Source organism: Brevibacterium marinum (genome assembly GCF_011927955.1).
Lineage (GTDB): Bacteria > Actinomycetota > Actinomycetes > Actinomycetales > Brevibacteriaceae > Brevibacterium > Brevibacterium marinum.
In genome coordinates this window covers 1,438,419-1,462,125 of the sequence record NZ_JAATJN010000001.1, presented here as the reverse complement: position 1 = coordinate 1,462,125, position 23,707 = coordinate 1,438,419, and the positions used below count along the sequence as shown (strand labels likewise).

The 23,707-nt window shown below is 65.9% G+C and carries 21 protein-coding genes and 1 pseudogene; 12 read left to right on the top strand and 10 right to left on the bottom strand.

What is annotated here, in order from left to right; all coding sequences use genetic code 11:
* Positions 1–92: 92 nt before the first annotated feature.
* Positions 93–764, bottom strand: coding sequence for a pyridoxamine 5'-phosphate oxidase (gene pdxH, locus BKA07_RS06355; RefSeq protein ID WP_167950150.1), 672 nt, complete (start codon positions 762–764; stop codon positions 93–95).
* 160 nt (positions 765–924) lie between these two features.
* On the opposite strand from pdxH, the gene serC reads away from it, so the two are divergent.
* On the top strand, positions 925–2,079 hold the full coding sequence (serC, locus tag BKA07_RS06350; RefSeq protein ID WP_167950149.1) for a phosphoserine transaminase: 1,155 nt from the start codon (positions 925–927) through the stop codon (positions 2,077–2,079).
* A gap of 432 nt (positions 2,080–2,511) precedes the next feature.
* Here serC and BKA07_RS06345 read toward each other — a convergent pair whose 3' ends face one another.
* From BKA07_RS06345 to BKA07_RS06325, 5 genes are all read right to left on the bottom strand, one after another.
* A complete protein-coding gene (locus tag BKA07_RS06345; protein WP_167950148.1) occupies positions 2,512–3,009 on the bottom strand; it encodes a DUF456 family protein in 498 nt (165 codons plus the stop codon).
* Positions 3,010–3,211: 202 nt separating this feature from the next.
* The gene (locus BKA07_RS06340) at positions 3,212–4,471 is read right to left on the bottom strand and encodes an MFS transporter (protein ID WP_167950147.1); all 1,260 of its coding nucleotides are present in this window, start codon (positions 4,469–4,471) and stop codon (positions 3,212–3,214) included.
* 8 nt (positions 4,472–4,479) lie between these two features.
* On the bottom strand, positions 4,480–5,430 hold the full coding sequence (locus BKA07_RS06335; RefSeq protein WP_167950146.1) for a DUF3027 domain-containing protein: 951 nt from the start codon (positions 5,428–5,430) through the stop codon (positions 4,480–4,482).
* Positions 5,430–5,810, bottom strand: coding sequence for a cold-shock protein (locus tag BKA07_RS06330; protein WP_167950145.1), 381 nt, complete (start codon positions 5,808–5,810; stop codon positions 5,430–5,432). Before BKA07_RS06330 ends, BKA07_RS06335 begins: the two co-directional genes overlap by 1 nt.
* Positions 5,811–6,243: 433 nt before the next feature.
* Positions 6,244–6,474 carry a hypothetical protein gene (locus tag BKA07_RS06325; protein ID WP_167950144.1) on the bottom strand — a complete coding sequence of 77 codons (231 nt, stop codon included), beginning with the start codon at positions 6,472–6,474 and terminating at the stop codon, positions 6,244–6,246.
* Positions 6,475–6,546: 72 nt separating this feature from the next.
* Here BKA07_RS06325 and BKA07_RS06320 point away from each other — a divergent pair, with 72 nt between their 5' ends.
* On the top strand, positions 6,547–8,658 hold the full coding sequence (locus BKA07_RS06320) for a helicase-associated domain-containing protein (protein WP_245161865.1): 2,112 nt from the start codon (positions 6,547–6,549) through the stop codon (positions 8,656–8,658).
* 58 nt (positions 8,659–8,716) lie between these two features.
* Positions 8,717–10,351, top strand: coding sequence for a DNA repair helicase XPB (locus BKA07_RS06315; protein WP_167950143.1), 1,635 nt, complete (start codon positions 8,717–8,719; stop codon positions 10,349–10,351).
* Between the two features lie 173 nt (positions 10,352–10,524).
* Here the strand turns inward: BKA07_RS06315 and BKA07_RS06310 are convergent.
* A pseudogene (locus tag BKA07_RS06310) lies at positions 10,525–12,207 on the bottom strand (ATP-binding cassette domain-containing protein).
* Between the two features lie 63 nt (positions 12,208–12,270).
* Positions 12,271–13,230, bottom strand: coding sequence for an EamA family transporter (locus BKA07_RS06305; RefSeq protein WP_245161864.1), 960 nt, complete (start codon positions 13,228–13,230; stop codon positions 12,271–12,273).
* Positions 13,231–13,550: 320 nt separating this feature from the next.
* Between BKA07_RS06305 and BKA07_RS06300 the strand changes: the two genes are divergently transcribed.
* The 9 genes from BKA07_RS06300 (at position 13,551) to pspAB (ending at position 22,460) form a co-directional block, all read left to right on the top strand.
* Positions 13,551–14,138, top strand: coding sequence for a CGNR zinc finger domain-containing protein (locus BKA07_RS06300; protein ID WP_167950142.1), 588 nt, complete (start codon positions 13,551–13,553; stop codon positions 14,136–14,138).
* 281 nt (positions 14,139–14,419) lie between these two features.
* The gene (locus tag BKA07_RS06295) at positions 14,420–15,175 is read left to right on the top strand and encodes a response regulator transcription factor (protein ID WP_167950141.1); all 756 of its coding nucleotides are present in this window, start codon (positions 14,420–14,422) and stop codon (positions 15,173–15,175) included.
* Between the two features lie 30 nt (positions 15,176–15,205).
* The gene (locus BKA07_RS06290; protein WP_167950140.1) at positions 15,206–17,035 is read left to right on the top strand and encodes an ATP-binding protein; all 1,830 of its coding nucleotides are present in this window, start codon (positions 15,206–15,208) and stop codon (positions 17,033–17,035) included.
* Entirely contained in the window at positions 17,032–19,059 is a 2,028-nt protein-coding gene (locus tag BKA07_RS06285) for a S1C family serine protease (protein ID WP_167950139.1), read from the top strand. The genes BKA07_RS06290 and BKA07_RS06285 overlap by 4 nt, the downstream gene beginning before the upstream one ends.
* A 180-nt stretch (positions 19,060–19,239) precedes the next feature.
* A complete protein-coding gene (locus BKA07_RS06280; RefSeq protein ID WP_167950138.1) occupies positions 19,240–19,527 on the top strand; it encodes a WXG100 family type VII secretion target in 288 nt (95 codons plus the stop codon).
* A 201-nt stretch (positions 19,528–19,728) separates the two neighbouring features.
* Entirely contained in the window at positions 19,729–20,475 is a 747-nt protein-coding gene (locus tag BKA07_RS06275; RefSeq protein WP_167950137.1) for a PspA/IM30 family protein, read from the top strand.
* Positions 20,472–20,756, top strand: a complete 285-nt coding sequence (pspAA, locus tag BKA07_RS06270) for a PspA-associated protein PspAA (protein WP_167950136.1) — start codon at positions 20,472–20,474, stop codon at positions 20,754–20,756. Before BKA07_RS06275 ends, pspAA begins: the two co-directional genes overlap by 4 nt.
* A gap of 88 nt (positions 20,757–20,844) precedes the next feature.
* Positions 20,845–21,753: a zinc metalloprotease HtpX gene (htpX, locus tag BKA07_RS06265; RefSeq protein ID WP_167950135.1), complete on the top strand. Its 909-nt coding sequence runs from the start codon at positions 20,845–20,847 to the stop codon at positions 21,751–21,753.
* Positions 21,754–21,860: 107 nt separating this feature from the next.
* Positions 21,861–22,460 (top strand): PspA-associated protein PspAB, encoded by a 600-nt coding sequence (gene pspAB, locus BKA07_RS06260; RefSeq protein WP_167950134.1) that lies wholly within the window; start codon positions 21,861–21,863, stop codon positions 22,458–22,460.
* Positions 22,461–22,510: 50 nt separating this feature from the next.
* Here pspAB and BKA07_RS06255 read toward each other — a convergent pair whose 3' ends face one another.
* Both BKA07_RS06255 and BKA07_RS06250 read right to left on the bottom strand, forming a co-directional pair.
* The gene (locus BKA07_RS06255) at positions 22,511–22,732 is read right to left on the bottom strand and encodes an RNA-binding S4 domain-containing protein (RefSeq protein ID WP_167950133.1); all 222 of its coding nucleotides are present in this window, start codon (positions 22,730–22,732) and stop codon (positions 22,511–22,513) included.
* Positions 22,732–23,571, bottom strand: coding sequence for a hypothetical protein (locus BKA07_RS06250; RefSeq protein ID WP_167950132.1), 840 nt, complete (start codon positions 23,569–23,571; stop codon positions 22,732–22,734). The genes BKA07_RS06255 and BKA07_RS06250 overlap by 1 nt, the downstream gene beginning before the upstream one ends.
* Between the last annotated feature and the right edge of the window lie 136 nt (positions 23,572–23,707).

Sequence of the window (23,707 nt, the reverse complement as noted above, 5' to 3'; positions counted from 1 at the left end):
CCATGGCGACGCCTGTCCCGGCCAACACCGACATCGGTCCGATTATTTCGACGCGGACCGCTCGATGCCCGAGGGCAAGCCGAACTCCCGGGTCACGGATAGAGGCGGACGGGTGTCCAGGCCTCCGTCTGCGACAGATCGGCGGGCTCATGGCTGCCGTCCGAACGACAGAACGCCCATCGGTCGTGGAATCGATTCTTCTGCCCCTGCCAGAATTCGATCTCGAAGACGCGGACGCGAAACCCGCCCCAGTGATCGGGTCGGGGAACGTCTCTGTCCGCATATTCGGCGAGCGCGGCATCGTATTCGGACTGCATCTGCTCCCGACCGCTGACGGGCTGGGACTGCTTCGATACGCTGGCAGCGATCTGCGATCCATGGGGGCGGACGGCGAAGTACGCGTCAGAGTCTTCGGGGGCGGCCACCTCGGCGAGGCCCCTGATCCTGATCTGCCGTTCCATGTCATGCCAGGGGAAGTTCACGGCCACACGAGGATCGTCCTGCAGCTGACGACCTTTGGAGGAGTCGTAGTCGGTGAAGAACATGAACCCGGTCTCGTCGACGCCCTTGAGCAGAACGATCCGTGAGGACGGGCCCCATTCGTCGAGGGTCGAAACCGTCATCGCATTCGGCTCTCGGACGTGCTCGGCCGCCTCGTCGTACCACTGTCGAAACAGCGCCAGGGGTGACGACTCGGGACGGTCGAAGGTCGGTGACTCGTAGGACTTCCGTGTCTGCGGCAGACGATCGACTGGCTCACTCATACCTTCACTCTACGACCGCGCGGGGACACGAGCCATCCTCGGACAGGTCCGCGGCGGCTCCCCCGGTGCGTCGACGCCGGGCCCGAACACACCCGTGACATGTCTCAAGATGACGGTGCCGGTCACCGGAGCGTGGCGGGTGCGTCGTAGACTGTCGATCGTGACTGCCACGAATATTGCGATCCCAGACGAACTCCTGCCCGCCGACGGACGCTTCGGCGCCGGCCCGGCCCGCATCCGCAGCGCTCAGCTCGAGGCGCTGACCTCGGCCGCCGATGTGCTGGGCACCAGCCACCGACAAGCACCCGTGAAGAACCTCGTCGGCCGCATCCGTGCCGGCCTGGCCGAACTCTTCGATCTGCCCTCCGGCTACGAGGTCGTCCTCGGCAACGGCGGATCCACCGCCTTCTGGGACGTCGCCGCATTCGGACTCGTGCGAGAACGGGCGGCGCACGCGACCTTCGGCGAATTCGGCCAGAAGTTCGCCAAGGCCACCGACGAGGCCCCCCATCTGGAGGATTCCCTGATCCTCACGGCCGAGCCCGGCACATCCGCCATCCCCTTCCCGGCAGCACTCGCCGAGGTGGCCGGGACCGGACATGCCACGGCCGATGTCTACGCGTGGCCGCACAATGAGACCTCGACCGGTGTGGCCACCGCGATCACCCGTCCCGAGGGCATCGACGATGACGCGCTCGTCGTCGTCGACGCCACGTCCGGTGCCGGCGGTCTGCCCGTCGACATCACCGCGACCGACGCCTACTACTTCGCCCCGCAGAAGAACATGGGCTCCGACGGCGGCCTGTGGGTGGCGATCCTCTCCCCGAAGGCCATCGCCCGCGCCCAGGAGATCAAGGAGTCCGGTCGGTGGATACCCACATCGCTGGACCTGATGACCGCGATCGAGAACTCCCGCAAGGACCAGACCTACAACACCCCCGCCGTGACGACGCTGCTGCTCCTGGCCGAGCAGATCGAATGGATCAACGGCAACGGCGGCCTCGAGTGGGCCACCGCACGGACCCGTGAGACCTCCGATCTCGTCTACGACTGGGCCCAGGCCGCCGAGGTGGCCCATCCCTTCGTCGAGGACCCCGCGGATCGCTCATCGGTCGTGACGACCATCGACTTCGACGACTCGGTCGACGCGGCCCTCGTCGCCTCGGTGCTGCGCAAGAACGGCATCGTCGACGTAGAGCCCTATCGCAAGCTCGGTCGCAACCAGCTGCGGATCGCGACGTTCGTCTCCGTCGACCCGGGTGATGTCAAAGCACTGTTGGCCAGCATCGATTTCGTCATCGACGCCCTGGCCTGACGCGATCATTCACGAGCGCCCTCCGGTATTGCCGCGGACCCTCCCGCTCAAAAGCGATCCCGGCGATGACTTTCAGCACCCCACACCGTCAACACCGAAACACCCCGTTGCAGGGAGTTGTTTCAGAGCTGGTGGTGCGGGGTGCTGAACTGTCTGTAGAGACTGCGAGCAGCTGTAGAACGTGAAGCTACCGGTGCGTGATGCCGCGGAAGATTGGAGTGCCGAGGCGTCGTACGCGGAGCGTGTGATGCGCCGAGGCGTCGTACACGGAGCGCGTGATGCGCCAGGGGGCATCGTATGCCGATCACGCGGTGCTGGACGACACGGACGCAGCCGACTCTGACTCAGTCGGCACGGGACCGCCCTCACGGACGCGCAGCCCCTCGCTCCCAGGCCCTCACGGACGTGCAACCCCTCGCCCGCCGCGCGACCTCAGGCGAAGAAGTGGATGAAGACGCCGATGCCGAAGGTGATCGCGGCCAGCAGGGCGAGGATGAACTCGATGGCGACACCGATGCCGATCGCCTTGAGTGATTCCCAGCTGGAGTCCCAAGCCTCCTTCGCTTCCTTGATCCGCAGGTATTCGGCGAGGTAGAGCCCGGCGATGAAGCCGATCGGCAGGCCGAGGACCGGAATCACGAAGAAGCCGACGATGCCGAGGATTCCGCCCAGAAGCACCGACTTGTTGGGGACTTCCATGTCCTTGAGCCTTCTGCCCGTCAGCACCAGGGACGCGCTCATGCCGGCCGCGACGAAGACGGCGTCGATGGCGAAGACGATCCAGGCCATCGGTCCGCCGATGACGATCGCCCACACGAGGACGCCGATTCCGATGAGGATGGATCCCGGCAGCACGGGCAGGATGATGCCGAGGCAGCCGACGAGGATCGCCAGTCCGACCAACGCCGAGGTGATGATGTCCGCGTTCACTGTCTGTCCGATCTGTTGCTCATAGGTGTTCCTGATCTTAGGCGATGCGGATCGGTCCGAGCCTCAGGAACAGCCAGACGCGACCCCCAGTACAGCCCAGACGCGATCGCCCATCCACCGACCAGCCAACCGACGCACAGAGCCTCCCGGCACCGTTCAGACGCGACCGCCCAGCACCGGCCAACCATCGCCCAGCCGAGTTTCACGGCCGACCGTGATAGCTGATGTGGAGGCGGATGCGTGATTTGGGATCGTATCGCAGGCGCAGGTTCTTCGACACGATCATCCACACCAGCCCCACGCCGAAGGCGGCGAAGCCCGAGCCGGCTCCGACGACCATCGACATGCGCGGCCCGAAAACATCGGCGACCCATCCCGCCAGTGGAGCCCCGATCGGAGTGCCGCCCATGACGACGGCGGCGTAGATGGCCATGACCCGACCGCGGTAGTGGGCGGGAGTCGTCGTCTGCACATAGGCGTTGGCGGAGGTCATCATCGTCAGCGAGGCGAATCCGACGAGGATCAGCGAGGCCGCGAAGACGAAGTAGTTGGGGATGAGGGAGGCCGTGCCCACCGCCAGACCGAACCCGCCTGCGGCTCCGAAGATGAACCGCAACCTCGGCTTCTCCCGCTTCGCCGAGGCCAGCGCCCCGGTCACGGACCCGATCGCCATGACGGAGTTGAGCAGACCGAAGCCACTCGCATCCTTGCCGAACTCGATCTTGGCCATCGTGGAGGTGTAGATGTTGAAGTTGAATCCGAAGGTCGCGACCAGGAAGAGGACGACGAGCACGACGGTCACGTCCGGGCGCCTTCGCAGGTATCTGAATCCGCCCAGAACCCCGCCCACACCGCGGCGCCCCGATGGGTGGAGCCGGGTCCGGTCCAAGCGGATGAGCACGGTCAGCGTCGCGGCGAATCCGAGGCCGCTGATGAGGAACACCGGCCCGGCGCCGATGAGCGCGGTGAGGACTCCGGCGACGGCGGGACCGATCATGCGGGCGCCGTTGAATGACGCGGAGTTGAGGCTGACGGCGTTGGGCAGCAGCTTCTCCCCGACGAGTTCGGAGACGAAGGCCTGTCGTGACGGATTGTCGAGGGTGGCCAGGATGCCCAGGGCCAGCGCCGTCATGTACACGTGCCAGAGGACGATGGCGTCTGTGATGACGAGCACGAACAGCAGCAGGCCCACGGCTCCCAGAAGCGACTGGGTGACCATGAGCAGTTTGCGCTTGGAGAACTTGTCGGCGATCGCTCCCGCGAAGGGGAACATGATCAGCTGCGGCCCCATCTGCAGCGCCATGGTCACACCCAGGGCCGAGGCATTGTTGTTCGTCAGCTGAGTGAGGACGATCCAGTCCTGGGCCGTCCTCTGCATCCACGTTCCGGTGTTCGAGATCAGGGCACCGGCGAACCAATGTCGGTAGTTCGGTTCGGCCAGTGACCGGAACGTGTGCGCCATCGAGTGTGTCAGCCCTCCTGGAACTCGAGTTCGCCGGCTGAGTAGTCGTCGACGACGGCCTCGGCGGGATCCGTGCCCTGGCGGCGAACGTCCGTCTCCGAATGCGCTCCGCAGCCGAAGTCGAGTGCGACGACCTTGCCGTCGGCCGGGGACCACCCATTGGCGCAGACGCCGAACTTCTGTCTCAGCGATCCCGCGAGGGGCATGAGATAGCCGCAGCTGGAGCAGTGCGCCGAGGCCTTGGCCGCGAACTCCGATTCCGCTCCGGTCTCGGACTCGGCCCACCTGGAGGCGGCGGCCGAGATCCCTTCGGGCGAGAGGACCCGGCGGCGGCCGAGTCCGAACTCGAAATTCGGGATCTCGTCGAGATTGCCGTCGGAGGTCTCTTCGAGCTGCTCGAAGCCCTGCTGCAGGTTCGGATCGTCCTCGACCTTGGGCAGGGTGTCCCGCGGGGTCAGGTCGCCGGGCTCGAGCCGCTGCTCCCACGGAACCCATTCGGGAGCGACCAGCGAATCGGGCCCGGGCAGAAGCGCGGTTTCGCAGACCGTGACCTTCTTCGCCCGGGGTGCCCGGGCGAGGACGGCGACCCAGCGCCAACCGCGGTAGGTCGGATCGGTGCACGCGAAATAGTGGGTGACCAGGCGGGTGCCTTCTGCCAGGGCGCCGAGGTGCTCGCCGACCACGGAGCTGCCGGCAACCTCGGCGATGGCGGACCTGGCGATGTCGCTGGCCGCGGCCAGCTGCGTGTCGAGGACGATCTTGTCCGAACCCGCCCGTGCGGCCTTGGCCGGCTTCGCCGGGGCCGCCGTCGTCTCTGCGGAGCGGCCCGAGTCGGCAGCCGACCCAGCAGTCACCTCGGACGGTGCGGCATCTGCAGACGGTGCGTCCGCGGCGGGCGCAGGGTCGTTCGTCGGCTCGGCACCCTGGCCGGCCAACCAATCACTGAACAGTGATGACATCAGGACTCCAAATCGTCGGCAATTGCCCGCAACAGAGAGGCTACCTTGTTTCCGTGTGAGGAATCGGGGTAGCGGCCGTGCTGCAGTCCGTTGTTGAGGTCATCCAATACCTTGATGACGTCTTCAACCATAACCGCCATCTCTTCGGGCTTGCGTCTGCGCACCTTCGCAACCTTCGCGGGCCCCGACAGCAGTCGGGCCTTGAGCACCTGGGCTCCGCGACGGGACTCGACCACATCGTAGTCGAGCCGTGTGCCCTTGGTGACCTCCGCATCCTCCGGCAGGACCGAGGAGTGGAGGAAGGCTTGCGATCCGTCCTCGGCGATGACGAAGCCGAAGCCTTTGTCGGCGTCGAACCATTTCACGCGTCCGGTTGGCATGATGTCCTTTCCTCAGTGGTGCTTGTCATCAGTGGTCGTCTCATCAGTAGTACATCTCATCGGTGGTGCGGGGCCCGGCGTCCGCTTCCGTCACTGTCCGCTTCACCGATCTCGCCGACGGCCGAGCGTCTGTGCCGCGGTGCGCCGCAATGTGCCGACTCCGGCCGCATCCGAGTCAGGTGCTTGCTCGGAGGATTCGCCGGGTGAGAGCCCCGGCCGCAGCCGTCCGGTCCTCGGCAGTCCGACGACCGTGCGAACGCCCGGCGACCGTTCAAACGGCCTGCGACCGTGCGCACTGCCTGCGATGGGGCGAACAACGGCGAAGCGCCGCGCCGCTGGGAGTGTGCCCGGCGCCGACCAGTCACCCGATCCGCAGCGAGGCCCTCGCCTCAGCGGATGTGCAGGTGAGCGTGACAGCGCCCGCGGCCGGGTTTCAGCTCTGGCCCACCTCGGTCTGTCTGCGTTTCAATGCCGCTCTGACCAGGGCCAGCGCGACGAGCGCGAATGCGATCGGGAGGAGGATCATCGGCAGATACGTCAGCAGATGCGAGGGCGCGTATCCCATCCAGGCCTGGCCCAGTACGCCCATCAGCGACACCGCCCCGATGACGGCGGCCGCAACGGCCACGACGACGATGGTCGTGTCGACACGTTTGGCTGACAATGCTCGTCCTTTCCGCGATCTGAGAAGCTCTTCCGACCACCTATTGTACCCCTCACGGTAAACTGAGCAGCGATGTCAATGACCTTCAGCCAATGGCTGTCCCACAGTGCCGATACCGACTTCGAGTCCTTCGTCCGGACCCGTCGCGATCTCCTCCAACCCGAGTCTCCGACGATCCCTTCCCTGGCCGCGGCCGCTTCCTCGCGCATCGGGGTCTCCCGGGGCATCGAAGCACTGTCCGCCGCCGAGCTCGATGTGTTCATCGACATGGCCAAGGCCGCACGCACCTCGTCGGACATCGACGTAAGTGAGAATCGTCATATCGACGATGCCCGCGCCGAGGCGGCTCTCCCCCGACTGCGCGACCTGGGCCTGGCATGGCCGTCGACGGAGACCACCTGGCGGATCCAGTCCGAGGCCATCACACTGCTGCCCACCTCGGCGGCCGAATCCGCCCGCGCCAACCCTTGGCAGACCGCGAACACCGAACTCGACGCGAGCCGCGAGACGATTCCGACGACGCTGATCCACAACAGCGAACGCGCCGCCGTGGCCGAGGTGATCTCCTCCCTGCGCGGACTCGTCGACGAGTTGGCGAGCTCCCCGATCTCCCGCCTGACCAGCGGCGGCATCTCGAAACGCGATGTCACCCGGATCGGGAAGACCATCGACCTGGGTCTCGAGCAGACCATCACCCTGCTGCTCACGGCGAAGTCGCTGGGCCTCATCGGCGTCCTCGACGACCCGATGGACCCCCAGTGGACGGCCAGCGATGACGCGGCCGGCGTCCTCGAGGACGACCGGGCACAGCTCTGGGCCGGGCTGGTGACCTCCTGGCTGCGCGACCCCCTCGACGTCACCCAGCTCGCGGCCGGGGCGAGCGCGAACGAACGCCTCACCGTCCTTGCGACTCCGAAGAAGTCCCTATTCAGGGGGTTCAGCCAGTCCCAGCCGACGATGCCGCTGCTGCGCTTCACGATCCTCGAGATCCTGGACGGCATCGGGCTCGGATCCTCCCGGTCGGCCGAGTGGATCCACGCGCAGGTGCTGGCCACACGTCCGCTCATCCCCGCCCACGAGTTCGCGATGACCGAGGCGATCCTCCACACCGCCGGAGCGTTCGGTCTGGCCACGACCCCGCTGCAGAATCCCGATCACTTCGGGCCCAGTCGGTTCGGGGCTCTTCTGGCCCAGGGTCTGCAGACCGCGATGAGCACCGAGGCCGCCCAGGACCCGTCGATCGCGCCCGTGAACTTCAGCATGGAGGGCCTCGAGGTGCCCGGCGAGGTCATCGACGCCGTCCGGGCCGGCCTCGTCGACGAGGTCGAGACCGTCCTCATCCAATCCGATCTCACCGCCGTGGCCACCGGCCCCATCGATCCCAGGGTCCATCGTATCCTGCGCCGGTTCGCCGTCGTCGAGGCCCGCGGGCAGGGCACCGTGTACCGCATCGACGCCGACACCATCGAAGCGAGCATGCAGACCGGCATCAACGCCGACGACGCCCTCGCCCAGCTCGCCGAGATCAGCGCCGAGGCCCTGCCCTCGACGCTGAACTTCCTCATCGAGAACACGGCCTCGAAGCTGCGCCGCGTGCAGGTCGCAGGCGCCCGGGCCGTCCTCGTCGTCGACGACCCGGTCGACCTCGACGTCATCCTCTCCGACCAGGCCATGCTGCCCGCCGGCCTCGACCGACTGGCCCCGACCGTGGCCGTGGGCCAGTTGGGCCCCGAGCGCACGATGCACCTGCTCGAATCCGCCGAACACCACGCCATGCTCCACTCCCCCTCCGGTCCCGTGCGCAAGCGCAAGGTCATCACGCAGGCGGCCCCGGAGGTGCACCTGCGCAAACGCGCACGCGTGACCGACGAGCACCTCGGCGAGTACATCCGCATCCTCCGCTCCCCCGCTGCCCGCCCGACGCCGGCCGCGAGCACCGACGAGCCGCTCGGGCACATGGATCGGCTCCGGGAAGCCGCCCAACAGCACCGGACGGTCACGATCAGGCTCGCCGATTCGCATGGTCAGGAGCGCGTCATCGACATGCTCCCGGCCACCGTCAACGGTGGCCGTGTGCGGGGCAAGGTGAAGTCCACCGGCGCCGAGGCGTCCCTGTCGATCGCGCGCATCGTCAGTGTCGATGTGGTCGACGAAGCCTCCGACGGGGTGGAGGAACAATCCTGAGGGCACGTGCGTTGTCCCCTCGGAAATCACCTCGGCGTGGGAAGAAGCAGGAATCTACATGAACGGTCCGTTGATCGTGCAGTCCGACAGGACTGTGCTGTTGGAATCGGGACACCCGATGGCCGTCGACGCGGCCGTGGCGATCGCCCCGTTCGCGCAGCTCTCGCGGACACCGGAGTACATCCACACGTACACGATCACCCCCTTGGGGCTGTGGAACGCGCGGGCCAGCGGTCATGATGCGGAGTCCGTCGTCGACGTCCTCCTCGAGTTCGCGAAGTACCCGGTGCCCCACGAACTGCTCGTCGACATCGTCGACATCATGGACCGCTTCGGGGTGCTCACGCTCGTCGACCACCCGGTCCACGGGCTGACCCTGACCTCGAGCGACACCGAGCTGCTGGCCCGCCTCACCAGCCAACCGGACCTCGTGGGCAAATTCGGCCAGGCCATCGACGCCGAATCCGTGCTCGTCCACCCTTCGGAGCGCGGAGAGCTCAAACACGCACTGCTGCAGCTGGGCCACCCCGTCTCCGACCATGCCGGATACGTCGACGGCGAAGCCCACGACATCGCACTGTCCGACGACGCCCACGGCGGGAAGTGGCACCTGCGCGAGTATCAGAGGGAGGCGATCGACCAGTCCCTGAGCGGAGAGTCCGGTGTCGTCGTCCTTCCCTGCGGCGCGGGCAAGACCATCGTCGGCGTGGCCACGATGTCGCGGGTGCAGACGACGACGCTGATCCTCGTGACGAACTCGGTCTCGGCCCGGCAGTGGAAGGACGAGATCCTCAACCGGACCTCGCTGACCGAGGACGAGATCGGCGAGTACTCCGGGTCGACGAAGGAGATCCGCCCGATCACCATCGCCACTTACCAAGTGCTGACGACCCGCCGCAAGGGCTCCTACCTCCACCTCGAACTCCTCGACGCGAAGGACTGGGGACTCGTCATCTACGACGAGGTCCACCTCCTGCCCGCACCGATCTTCCGCCTGACCGCGAGCCTGCAGGCAAGGCGGCGGCTCGGGCTCACGGCCACCCTGGTGCGTGAGGACGGACGTGAGGACGAGGTGTTCTCCCTCATCGGACCCAAGCAGTACGAGGTGCCGTGGAAGGAGCTCGAACGCATGGGCTACATCGCCACTGCCGCCTGCCACGAGGTCCGGGTGCGTCTGGACGGCGGAACGCGCACCGCCTATGCGCGTGCTGACGGTGAGGACCGCTACCGCTTGGCGGCGACCTCGGATGCGAAGCTTCCGATCGTGCGCGAGCTCGTCGCCGACCACCCCGAGGCGCAGATCCTGGTCATCGGGCAGTACCTCGATCAGCTCGAGGAGGTCGGGGCCGAACTCGATGCTCCCGTGCTCACCGGCCACACCCCGGAATCGCAGCGTCAGGAACTCTTCCGCGACTTCCGCTCGGGTGCGATTCCGGTGCTCGTGGTCTCGAAGGTCGCGAACTTCTCCGTGGATCTGCCGGCCGCCTCGGTGGCGATCCAGGTCTCCGGCGCCTTCGGCTCCCGGCAGGAGGAGGCTCAGCGCCTGGGGCGGATCCTGCGGCCGAAGGAGAATTCGGGCTCCGCGACCTTCTACACCGTCGTCGCCGCCGACACCGTCGACGAGCACTTCGCCGCCCAGCGCCGCCGCTTCCTCACCGAGCAGGGCTACAGCTACGACATCGAGGTCCGCTGAGGGCTCACGCGACCCTCGACCTGCAGCTCAGCAACCTTGAGAGCGTCGAGCAACCCGAGTACAGGTTGCTCGACGCCCTGAAGGTTGCTGGCCGTTTTCGATCTCACCTTTCAGGTTGCTCGACGGCCGAAGGGTTGCCAGGAGTCAGACGTGATGGCCGGGATGGCTGCTGCTCATCCGCGCGTGCGCACCACACGCCCCTCGTCCCACACCGGAGTCGTCGACTCGTAGACGTCGCCATCGGTGCCGAAGACCAGGAACCGATCGAAGTCCCGGGCGAACCAGCGATCGTGGGTGACGGCGAGGACCGTGCCGTCGAAGACCGCCAGGGCATCCTGCAGAGCCTCGGCCGAGACCAGGTCGAGGTTGTCCGTGGGCTCGTCGAGCAGCAGCAGCGTGGCACCCGCGCGCGAGTTCGAGGAGCAGGATCTGCACGCGCGCCTGCTGCCCGCCCGACAGCGAGTCGAAGGCCTGTTCCGCAGCGCCCGCGAGCTCATAGCGGGCGAGCGCTCGCGAGGCCGGTTCACGGGGCAGTCCGCTGCGGTGCTCATCGCCCCGGTGCAGGATGTCGAGCAGTGTGCGCCCATGCAGATCCGGCCGGCCGTGTGTCTGCGCGAACCAGCCCGGACGGACTCTGGCCCCGAGCTTCACCCGCCCTTCGTGCTCGACCGGGGCGATTTCGACGTCGGAGACCGGCCGGTGCTCGGGCTCGGGGTCGGTTCCCCCGGCGGCGAGCAGACGCAGGAAGTGCGACTTTCCCGAACCGTTCGACCCCAGGACGGCGACCCGATCCCCATATCGGATCTCAACGTCGAAGGGCAGCATGAGGTCCGTCAGCTCCAACTGCTTCGCGACGATCGCGACCTTGCCGGTGCGTCCGCCCTTGAGTCGCATCCCCAAGTTCTGTTCGCGCGGAATCGCCTGCGGCGGTCCGGCGGTCTCGAAGCGTTCGAGCCGGGTCTGCGCGGCCCGGTAGCGGGAGGTCATGTCCGAGTTGTACGCGGCCTTCTGCTTGTACATCTGGACGAGGGCCTTGAGCTTGGAGTGCTCCTCGTCCCAGCGCTTGCCCATCTCCTCGAGCCGTTCGAACCGCGCCGTTCTCGCCTCGTGGTAGCTGGAGAAGCCTCCCGGATGAACCCACGCGGTGTTGCCTGCCGCGGAGAGTTCCAGCGTGATGATCTCCGTCGCCGCCTGAGCCAGCAGCTCCCGGTCGTGGGAGACGAAGAGCACGCTCTTGTCGGTGACTCGCAGCTGCTCCTCGAGCCAGCGCTTGCCCGGAACGTCGAGGAAGTTGTCCGGTTCGTCGAGGACGAGGACATCGTTGTGCCCGCGCAGCAGGGCCTCGAGCACGAGTCTCTTCTGCTCCCCGCCCGAGAGCGCGGAGATCGCCCGATCCCGGCAGCGATCGAAGGACATTCCCAGCGCCGAGGTGGTGCAGGTGTCCCATAGAACCTCGGCTTCGTAGCCCCCGACCTCACCCCATTCGCCCAAGGCGGTGGCATAGGCCATCTGCACCGCTGTCGACCACTGTCGGGGCCGAGCAGCCGCTCCTCGGCGGCGCGGACCTTGGCGGCGGCGGAACGCACGGGTTTCGGTGCCAAATCCTCGAGCGCCTCGGCGATGGTGTCGGCGGTGATGAACTGCCGCATCAGGCCGACGCTGCCGGTGTGGGAGACGACCCCTTCATCCGGGCCGATTTCCCCGGTCAGCAGCCTCAGCAGTGTCGTCTTCCCGGCCCCGTTGGCACCGATGAGCGCGGCCTTCACGCCGTCGCCGACGCGGAAGGACACGGAATTCAGCAGGAGTCTTCCGTCGGCCAGGGTGTAGGAGACGTCATTGATTTCGATGTGGCCCATGGGCTCAAGCTATCAGCCGCGTCCCTCAGCCGGCGGCGAGTTCCTCGGACTGCGGCGCGCCCCTCAGACGGGGGTGAGCTCCTCGGAGGTGACGACGACCTCGCGGGTGGCGACGCGGCGGGCCAGGCGCGCCTCGCCCCACTTGATGAAGCCCACGCCGCCGAGGATGAACACACCGCCGAAGAGCTGGATGGGTGCCGGCAGCTCGAACAGGATGAGCCAGGCCACGATGACGGAGAACGGCACCTCGACGAGGTTGACGAAGGAGCCGACCGTCGCACCGATGTAGCGCAGGCCGAGGATGCCGGTGATGTAGGCACCGACGGTGAAGACGACAATCATCGCCATGGGCAGGATCCAGGAGACCTTGTATCCGCCGAGGTCGACGTCGGCGGCAACGGCTCCGGCCGGCATGACTCCCACCATCACGATGACCGACATCACCACCGCACCGATGCCCATGCCCAGCCCCGTCAGCGCGACCGGCGGAACGTTGATCGAGTCTTTCGCGGAGACGAGGAAGTAGCTGGCCAGGCAGACCGCGGCAGCGAGTGCCATGACCACGCCGAAGACGCTGATGTCTGAGTCGCGGAGGTTGAGGACGAGGACGAGCCCGATCATCGAGACCACCACTCCGATGAAGGTCACCGTCGCGGGGCGGGTCCGGGTGCGCGCCCAGATCCAGAACACGATGAGCATCGGCGCCGTCATCTCGAGCAGAAGGGCCACGGCCACTGTGAGGTGTTCGACGGCGACGAAGTAGAATCCCTGCACCCCGGCCATCGACACCAGACCGTAGGTGAGCACGGTCTTCCAGTCGGCGCGCACCTCGTCCCAGCGTCCGCGCAGGGCGATGAGGCTGGGGATGAGCAGCAGCACGGCGGAGCCGGCGAGGCGGATGAGCACGACGGAGCCGGGCGTCCACCCGGTCTGGTACATCGTCTTCGCGATCGGGCCGGAGACCGCGAAGAAGAACGCGGAGGCAAGAGTCAGCAGAAACCCCATGACGATTGTGCGATTCATTCCTGACCTCCAGTGCTGTGTGCTGATGATGAGATGCCCGCGGGCGCGGTGATGTGTGGGAGAGGCGAGGTGAACGCAGGCCCTCGCCGAGGCGGTTGTCGTGTGCGGATGTGAAGTGAGGACGTACGCGTGGTTCGACGCGACCGCGGTCTGCGGTGCGCAATGTGTGGTTTGCAAAGCGCCCGGGACACGCGATTCGGCCATGGGGATCAGCCGAGACTTCAGGCGCAGACCCCCTGTCGAATGCAGTATTTCGCATCATCGTGAAATGGGTCAAATGCACTTTGGTCCTTACATAATGTGGCAGAATGTCGTCCATCATGACTATCGCCAACGACATTCGCTCGAACCTGGCCATGCTCGTCGACCTGCTGAACACCTCCGGCACCATCGCCGAGGCGGGAGATGAGCTGACCACAACCGCCGGACTCCGCGGATTCGCGGCTCGGCACGACTTCTCCGGCCCCCTGAAGGCCACGAAGTCCGACGTCGCCTCGGCGTGCGAATTGCGTGAACGCTTCACCGCCGTCCTCGAAGCAAGCATCGACGCGGTAACGGAGGCCGAGGTCGAATCGGGCAAGGAGGGCGTCGTGGAAGAGGTGAATCTCACACTCCGCAGAGCCCGGGCCCTGCCGCAGCTGGTCAAGCATGGAGGCTGGGACTGGCACCTGCATGCCGTTGGCCAATCGGCCGGCCTGGCCGATCGGGTCGCTGCCGATGTGGCCCTCGTGCTCATCGACCTCATCCGCAGCGGGGACCTCGATCGACTCGGGCGCTGCGCCGCCCAGGACTGCAGCGCCTACCTGGCCGACTTCAGCCGCAATCGCTCGAAGCGCTTCTGCGATACCGGCAACTGCGCGAACCGGACGCACGTGGCAGCCTTCCGTGCCCGTCAGACAGACCCCTGAGCACTCAGGCTCACGAGCAATCACGGTCCGGCGGCGAAACCATCTCAATCCGATCACGACGTCGCGCCGAGCCCACGACAGCACCGCCTCGGCGGAGGCTGTTCCTGTGCACCAAATGTGCGCTAGCACCGATATCGCTGACTCTGCAGGGCCTTTCCTGAGCGCGTCGGTGTCATTTCGACATTCAAACCACTTTCCTGAGAGTTTTTCAGTGACTTGAATCACAATCGTATTCAGTAATCTGCCAACTCACTCTCAGGGTTGAGCTTCAGACTGGACCCATGACTACACCAAACGATACCGACATCGAAGCCACACTCCTCGTTGTCGATGATGAGCCCAATATCCGCGAACTCCTGTCGACCAGCCTGCGCTTCGCCGGTTTCGACGTCGTCTCGGCCGCCAACGGTGCCGAGGCACTTCGCCTGGCCGAGCAGACCAGCCCCGACCTTCTCGTCCTCGACGTGATGCTGCCGGACATGGACGGCTTCACCGTCACGCGTCGCCTGCGCCAGATCGGCATGAACGCTCCGGTTGTGTTCCTCACCGCCCGTGATGACACCTCGGACAAGATCACCGGTCTGACCGTCGGCGGCGATGACTACGTGACCAAGCCGTTCAGCCTCGAAGAGGTCGTCGCCCGCATCCGCGCCGTGCTGCGTCGGACCCGCAGCCTCGAGGACGAGGAGAACGCCGTCATCATGGCCGGCGATCTCGAACTCGATGACGACACTCACGAGGTGCGTCGTTCGGGGATCCTCATCGATCTGTCCCCCACCGAGTTCAAGCTGCTGCGCTACCTCATGCTCAACACCAACCGCGTGCTCTCGAAGTCTCAGATCCTCGACCACGTCTGGGAGTACGACTTCGGCGGCGACACCGGAATCGTCGAGTCCTATATCTCCTACCTGCGTCGCAAGATCGACGTCACACCGGAGACCGACGCCGCCGGGCATCCCGTCGAGATGGAGTGGACTCCGATGATCCAGACCAAGCGCGGGGTGGGTTACATGCTGCGCACACCGGAATCCAAGTAGATCTCAAAGCTCAGGCACTAGATTACTCACGTGGCAAAAGAATCCCGTCCCACCCGATCCGGCTTCTGGGAAGAATGGTCGCTGACCACCAAACTGCTGGCCATCATGATGCTGCTCATGCTGCTCGTCCTCTCGGGAACGAGCGCGTGGGTGCTCGAGAACCTTCGCGACAGTCTCGTCGAACGCACAGATGACCGACTCATCAATGCCTCGGAGACCCTCGCGAAGCAGGCCTATCAGGACGTGTTCCAGCCTGCCCAGCTGGAATCGACGTCTCCGGGTGACGAGGGCGAGGATTCGGGGTCCTCGACCGAGACGTCGACGACGATCGATTCGAGTTCCTGGGACGAGCTCAAGGGACTGCTGCCCGGAGGCTTCTACGTCCAGTTCTACGACACCGACGGCAAGCCGATCAGCGACCCGGTGGCTCCCGAGCCGCAGAACCGGCCGATCCTGCCGACGATCAACGAGTCGCAGGTCTACGACCGCGCCGGCCAGCCATTCACCGTCGCCGGGACCAGCTCGAAATGGCGGGCCCGGGCGATGAAAGTTCAGAACACGGATGTGCTCGTGTCGATCGCAGTGCCCTTCGACCGCGAGATCGACAACATCAACGAGCGTGCCCGCAACACGATGATCGGCATCGGGCTGCTGGCTCTGGCCATGGTGGCCGGCGTCGGGTACTGGGCGATCAACAACACGTTCCGTCCGCTGCGCGACATCGAGAAGACCGCCTCGCGGATCGCCGCCGGTGATCTCAGCCAGCGGGTCCCGACCTTCCCCCGCAACACGGAGCTCGGTCGCCTCTCGGGGGCCCTGAACACGATGCTCGGTCGGATCGAGGACTCCTTCGACGGCCAGACCCGATCGGAGAAGCGCATCCGTCAGTTCGTCTCCGACGCCTCGCACGAACTGCGCACACCGCTGGTTACGATCCGCGGCTATGCCGAACTCTATCGGCAGGGTGCGATCACGAAGTCCGATGACATCGGGGCGGCCATGGAACGCATGGAGTCCGAGGCCAAACGCATGGGCGTTCTCGTCGACGACCTCGTCGTCCTCGCGCGCCTCGATGAGCAGCGCCCGGCCGAGATCGGTCCCATCGACCTCCACAGAATCGCCCGGGACGCCGCCGCAGATGCCGCGGCCCAGGCACCGGATCGGGACGTCAGCTTCATCGGACTCGACGGGGAGGACGCCCAACCGGTGCCGATGATCCGCGGATCGGAGTCGAAGATCCGCCAGGTCATCGTCAATCTCGCCGGCAATGCCGTCCGCCACACCCCCGAGCACGCCGCCATCGAGTTCGCTGTCGGCGTCGTCGGCGACACCGCCGTGGCGGGCGCTGAGTCGACGGATTCGACCGGTGGTCACGACAGCGAGTCCAAGACCGGCGCGAACAGGGCGGTGCCGAAGGAGAAGTCACGCGAGCGCGGTTTCGTCACCGGTGGCGTCCGCATCTTCCGCCGAGGCGACTCGAACGGCAACGAGCAGACCGACGCTTCGGAGCCGGCCGGCATCGTCCCTGACATGACGGCGGCCGGATCCATCTCCGTCGATGATTCCCTGCGCGGATTCCCCAATGGACGGGTGAGGTTCGAAGTCCGCGACCACGGCGAAGGGATCGATCCCGAGGTCGTTCCGAGGATCTTCGAGAGATTCTACCGTCTCGACGTCTCCAGAACGCGCGATACAGGAGGTTCGGGCCTCGGTCTCTCCATCGTCAAGGCGATCGTGGAGAACCACCATGGTTCGATCACAGTGCACCAGACACCGGGCGGAGGCGCGACGTTCCGCATCGACCTGCCCATTTCAGAAACTGACGACAGCGCTCCGGACGCACGAAAGGACGAGCGATGAGCACCAACGACCCCAACAACCAGGGCAGGAACCCCGACGAACGGGGGCGGCACGGTGAACAGGATTCCCGGACGTTCCCCACCGAAGGCTCACGCGATTCCTCAGGCGTCCCCGGCAACTCGGCCGAGGGGACCCGCACCTCCGCGGATGTCCCTCGTCGATCCGCGGAGGTGCCGCGCACCTTCCCAGACGGCTCGAACGGTCCCGCCCGCGTCAGCCCACCCGTCGCTCCGCCCTCCCCACCCGAACCCGGCCGCAACCAGGGACAAGGAGACGGCACTGGACACGGAGGCGGCGCTGGACCGGGGCACGGCGATGGACCCGATGTACAGCCGCCCACGATGCAGCCGACTCGTGCTCAACCTCCTGTGGATGCGGGACAGGGACAGCCTCGCTACGGGACGCAGACCGGCAGCTCCCAGGCCGACGCGAATTCATTCGGCGGCCCATCTGCTCAGGGCGCCGGTCAAGGTCCCGGTCAGGGCGCTGGTCAGGGTGCTGGTCAAGGTCCCGGTCAGGGCGCCGGCGCAGCTATCGGATACATGGGCAATCCGCCGGATTCGGGTGGGTTTCCCACGTCCGGCACCACAGGCTTCCAATCCGCGCCGAACGGTCCCGGCGACCCTGCCGGTCCGGGTGCCCAAGCTGGTCCGGGCGGCACTGCCGCTCCGGGTGGCCCCAGCGGCCCCGGTGCCCCAGCTGGTCCGGGCGTTCCCTATGGCGTCGATGGCCCCTACGGCCAAGGTGGCCCGTACGCCCCCGGTGGGCAAAACGGTCCGGGTGGTCCAGGTGCTCCCTACGGGCCCGGCGGCCCAGGCGATCCCAATGCTCCCTACGGCCCCGGTGGCCCAGGCGATCCGAACGGACCTTACGGGCCCGGTGGCCCGGGGCCGTACGGGGGCCAAGCACCGCCTCGGCGGGAGAAGCGAGGACCAGGGTGGAGTGCCACCATCGCCATCGCCCTGATCGCGGCCCTGCTGGGAGGAGCCGCGGCCTTCGGCGGGTCCTATGCAGTCAGCGCCTTGGGCGGTGAAGAGCCCCGCAAGGTCGCCGATCAGACCATCGAGACCCCGGACTGGACAGAGGTTGCGAAGAAGACGTCCCCGGCCGTCGTCTCCATCCAGGTCGGCGCCAACGGTCAGGTGCAGGGGCTGGGCTCGGGCGCGATCTATGACGACCAGGGACACGTCATCACGAACAACCATGTGGTGGCACCGGCGGACACTCCCAACGGTGAGATCGGTGTGACGATGAAGAACGGGGGAACGACGAAGGCCGAGATCGTCGGCCGCGACCCCTCGACCGATATCGCCGTCATCAAACTGGACAAGGTTCCCGACGATGTCGACCCGCTGCCCGTCGGCGACTCGAAGGAGATGAAGGTGGGTGATCCGGTGATGGCTTTGGGCAACCCGCTCGGCCTCGCGGATTCGGTCACCACAGGCATCGTCTCCGCCCTCGACCGCCCGGTGTCGACGGAGAACATCGGAGAGGACGCGAGCTCGCAGGAGAAGGAGATGACGATCACGAACGCCATCCAGACGGACGCGGCGATCAACCCGGGCAACTCCGGTGGTCCGCTCGTGGACGGCGACGGCAACTTCATCGGCGTCAACTCGGCGGCGGCCTCGCTCAGCCAGGCCGGCGAAGGCGGCCAGTCGGGATCGATCGGCATCGGCTTCGCCATCCCCTCCTCGCAGGCCGTGATGATCGCCGACCAGCTCATCTCGAGCGGCAAGGCTCTGCACCCCTTCCTCGGAATCACGCTCACGGACGGGCAGATCAACAGCGGAGGGACCACTCGCGGCAGCGCAAAGGTCCAGTCGGTGCAGTCCGGGTCCCCGGCCGACAAAGCCGGGTTCAAGGACGGTGACGACATCGTCTCCGTGGCAGGGACCAAGGTGAACAACGCGATCGCCCTGCAGGCACTCGTCCGTGGCCAGCCGACGAACACCCCGGTCGAATTCACAGTGGTCCGCGGAGGTCAGGAGCAGACGCTGAAGGCTTCACTGGTGCTGAAGTAGTCGACGAGCGCGGCGAGCCGCCGACTCGAGCGCGCATTGCCGTGGATGAGGCACTGACTCATGTGCCAGGAGGGTGTGGATGGCCGAACGCCGTCCACACCCTCCTTTTCCGCGCTACCGCGCCGGCCTGCGAACCATGATGCTGGAGTGTGCCCAGGCAATCTGCTTTCAGGAGAGATCATGAGTTTCGAAGTCGACGCCGAACGCGTGTCATCGGCCGCCACGGCCACGGCCGGCACCTCCCGCACCCTCGTCGCGGAGTCCAACACGATGCTGAGGAATCTTCTGGCCCTCCAGGAGTGTTGGAAGGGAAGTGCGGCACAGAACTTTCAGACGGTCATCAACGAATGGGAAAGTGCGCAGAAACAGCTGTTCGAATCGCTGGAATCGATCCACGGAGCACTCAATACCGCGGCCGCGCAGTATTCGGAGGTCGAGGCTGCGAACTCTCGACTGTTCGCGCCGTGAGCGCCTTTCGAGCGGCCCGCTTTCCGTGTCGGTCCCCGGCGGTGGTGTCTGCTGGAGTTCTTTGTCGGCGTCTGGCAAATTATCAGCCTTTGTTAGTAGGCTGATAGCGATAGTTCGCGGTGGTGCAGGCCGGATTTCTCCGGGTTCGGAGATGAACGACCTGCGGTGCCGGGTCAAGACCAATGCAGGAGTCGACTACGGATGAGCATCTTCCAAAGGATCGCGACGCTCTTCGGCGCCAAGGCCAACAAGGCACTGGACAAAGCCGAGAACCCCAATGAAACGCTCGATTATTCATATCAGAAGCAGCTGGAGCTGCTGCAGAAGGTACGCCGCGGTGTTGCCGATGTCGCCACCAGCCGCAAGCGCCTCGAGCTGCAGATGAACCAGCTCGAACAGCAGCAGGACAAGCTCAGCGGCCAGGCCCAGAAGGCCATGGAGATCGGTCGTGAAGATCTCGCCCGCGAGGCTCTGACTCGGAAGTCGGGACTGAATCAGCAGATCTCCGATCTGCAGTCCCAGCACGAGGGGCTGCAGGGCGAAGAGCAGAAGCTCACCATGGCCTCGCAGCGTCTGCAGGCCAAGGTCGACGCCTTCCGCACCCGGAAGGAGACGATCAAGGCCACGTACAACGCCGCCGAGGCGCAGTCGAAGATCGGCGAAGCGTTCACCGGCATCTCCGAAGAGCTCGGTGACGTCGGACTCGCGGTCCAACGCGCCGAGGACAAGACCGCCTCGCTCCAGGCGCGGTCCGGCGCCGTCGACGAGCTCATCGCCTCCGGCGCCTTGGAGGACGTCACCGGTTCGTCGAAGGACGACATCAGTTCACAGCTCGACGCGCTCTCGAGCGAGAACGATGTGGAGATGGAGATCAATCGAATGCGTGAGTCGCTGCCGGCCTCCTCCGACAAGCAGCAGCAGTCTCTTGAAGGCGAGGACAGGCAATGATCATCCGCATCATGGGCGAAGGCCAGTACGACATCGCCGACGTCAACCAGGAACTGCTCCAGACCTACGACAACCAGGTCGAGGACGCCGTCGATGCCGGAAACGAGGATGCCGCCAGAAACGCTCTGAGCTCCCTCCACGACTTCATCATCAGCAACGGGGCACCCGTGGCCGACGACTTCCTGGGCTCGAGTCAGGCCGTCGTGCCGTTCGTCGATGCGACGCTGGAGGAGATCACGGAGCTCCTCACCGGCGAAGGCTTCATCCCGGACCCTGCCTGATCGTCAAGAACTCGATATCGATGACTCCGGCCCATCGCCTTCAACCGAGGCTGTGGGCCGGAACTGCCAGACCCAGAGAGGAACCACGATGAAGAACCGCTTCGTCAAGGACAACGGACTCACCATGCGCATGGGGTGGACGATCTTCCTCAACGGGCTCATCTACGTTCTTCTCATCCTCGCCATCTGGTGGATCTTCGGCGGGAGCATCTCCGGAGTCGTCATCGCCGTGCTCATCAGTGCGGGCGCGTTCTTCTTCCAGTGGTACTTCTCCGACAAGATCGCGATGAAGGCGATGGGTGCCCGCGAGGTCTCCCCCGAGGAGGCCTCGGAGCTGCACACGATGATCGATCGGCTCTGCCAGCTCTCCGACTCGACCAAGCCCCGCGTCGCCATCTCGAATTCGGCCATTCCCAATGCCTTCGCCACTGGCCGTTCCCCGGAGCGTTCGGTCGTGTGCGTCACCCGCGGCCTGCTCGAGAAGCTCGACCGCGATGAGGTCGAAGTCGTCTTGGCCCACGAGCTCTCCCACGTCGCCCACCGCGACGTCACCGTCATGACCGTCGCCGGAGTCACCGGCGTCGTAGCCGCACTGATGATGCGCGCAGGCTATTTCATGAGCTTCGGCCGATCCAACAACAATGGCGGCATTCCGATCCAGTTGGCGTTCCTCCTCGTCGGCGCCATCGTCTATGGGCTCTCGTTCGTCCTCATCCGCAGCCTCTCGCGGTATCGTGAGCTTGCCGCGGACAGGGCGGCGGCCATTCTCACCGGCGCACCCTCAACGCTGGCCTCTGCTCTGACCAAGCTCAGCGGCGACATGAGCAAGATCCCGGAGAAGGACCTGCGTTCGTCCTCCTCGGCGAATCACCTGGCTCTCATCCCCGCCGCCAGCGGCAAGGCGAGCCTCGGCCAGCTCTTCTCCACCCACCCTTCGTTGGACAAGCGTCTGGAGCAGCTGGCGAGGATCTCCGGTCAGCTCTCGCAGCCGCAGTGACCCCGTGGGCTGCCGAGTTCCGACCGACTCTTCCCTCGGCACACTGACCTCAACCGCACAGTGCGCACTGACTTCAACCGCACAGACCGACATCCATTAGGAGTTCCATGGGTTTCTTCGACGCGCTGCTGGGCCGTTCCAAACCGAAGCGGGCAAACCTCGACGACCTCTTCGCACTGCCTCCCGCCGCGCTGACCCTCGAGGCAGCGACGGGTTTCAAGCCCACCGGCGTCGGCGCCGTGGCGTTCCGGCAGGTCGAGGGCGCCGCCTTCCAGACTGCAGAGTCCGAGAGCATCGCCCTCATCAGCTCCGACCCTGCCGCCCATGTGTCGCAGCGCAACGACGGGTACGGCTACACCTGGCAGGTGGTCGCCGACTCCAACGCCGAGGTGGTCAACCTCGTCACCAACCTGCACGCCGTGAACTCGGCGCTCGTCGGCCAGGGCTTCGACACGATGCTGCTGTGTTCGACCGTCTACTTCTCCCACTCGGACGGGCGACGTCTGGCACTCGTCTATCAGTACAAGCGCGGCACCTTCTATCCGTTCGCGCAGGCCGGACCCAAACAGCGCGACAATCCGCTTGAGATCCAGGTGCGGGGCATTCTCTCGAACGAGCTGCCCTTCGAAGAGGACACATCCAATTGGGCCGCTCTCTGGGATGCTCCAGGGATCAGCGACTCCCCCGGAGGAGACCAACGGCGCTGAAACAGCCCGGCCGCCCGGAAGGGAACTGCGGCTCAGGCGATCCGCTCGGCTCAGCTGTCCGGTTCGGTCGCGACTTCGATGACTTCACCCAACGCCTCGACCGTGTCTCCGGGACGGATCGTGGCACCTCGGCGAGTTTCGACCTCCCCATTGACGACGACCTCACCGTCGGCAATCATGTCTTTGGCCATTGCGCCGTGTTCGGCGACGCCGTGGAGTTTGAGCAGCTGACCGAGTCTGATCGATTCGCCGCGGATCTCGATCGACTCCATCAGAACAGGTCGCCGAAGTCGAAGCCGTCGCCGCCGAAGAGGCCTCCGCCGTCGCCACCGTCGCCGCCTCCGAAGAGTCCGCCGCCGTCGCCACCGGCATCGCCGCCTACTGCGTCACCGCCGCCCGCGTCGCCGCCTGCATCGCCATAGGCACCGTCCCAGCCGCCGCCCATGCCGCCGAACATCATCGAGCCCATGAGCACGCCGGGCAGAAGCCCCGAGCCTGCATAGGAGTTGAAGTATCCGCGGTTGTACTCGGCGTAGGCAGGGCCTGCTTCCCAATAGGCGCGGCGTGTGTGTCCGTCACCGGTCACGACCTTGCGGACTGCGGGCTCGGCACCCACGGCGACGCGCTCAGCGTCGGCGGCACAGACGGGGACCGGTCGCAGCTGGCCACCGGCCGGCGCCCAATCGATGTCTTCGACCGAGGGGCCGTGCTGCGGGTTGAAGAAGCAGGGAGGCCGACGCACGGGAAGCGGTGTCCCGTCAACGCGGGCGCGCACACATTTGGCCGCATAGCGACCGTCTTCGAGGGCTTCGGTGACAGCGCGGATATCGGAAGGCTCGTCGACATTGTCAAGGGTCTCCTTGGCGATGTCGTAGGAGTCGAGCGCCTGTTTGTAGTCCTGCGAACCGCCGGTGTCGAGTTCGACTCCGGCGGTGAGGATATCGAGTTCGGCGACCTCTTCGCCGAAGGACGTCACGTCCTCTTCAGCGGTCTTCTTCACCTGCTGAAGCTCGGCGGCGACAAGCTCTCTCTGACGCTTCTTCTCCTTGCGGTGACCGATGAAGAAAATGGCCCCGAGCACCACGAGCACTAACAGGAATACTTCTGCCACGATCTATGCCTCCCAGCAAAACGAGTCACCCACAAGTATGCCGGATGAGTCTGACAGGCGACTGAACTCACCCCTCGTATCCGCTCAGCCTTCCGGGTCGGAATCCGTCCGCCGGAGGCGTCCGAAACCCGCGTCC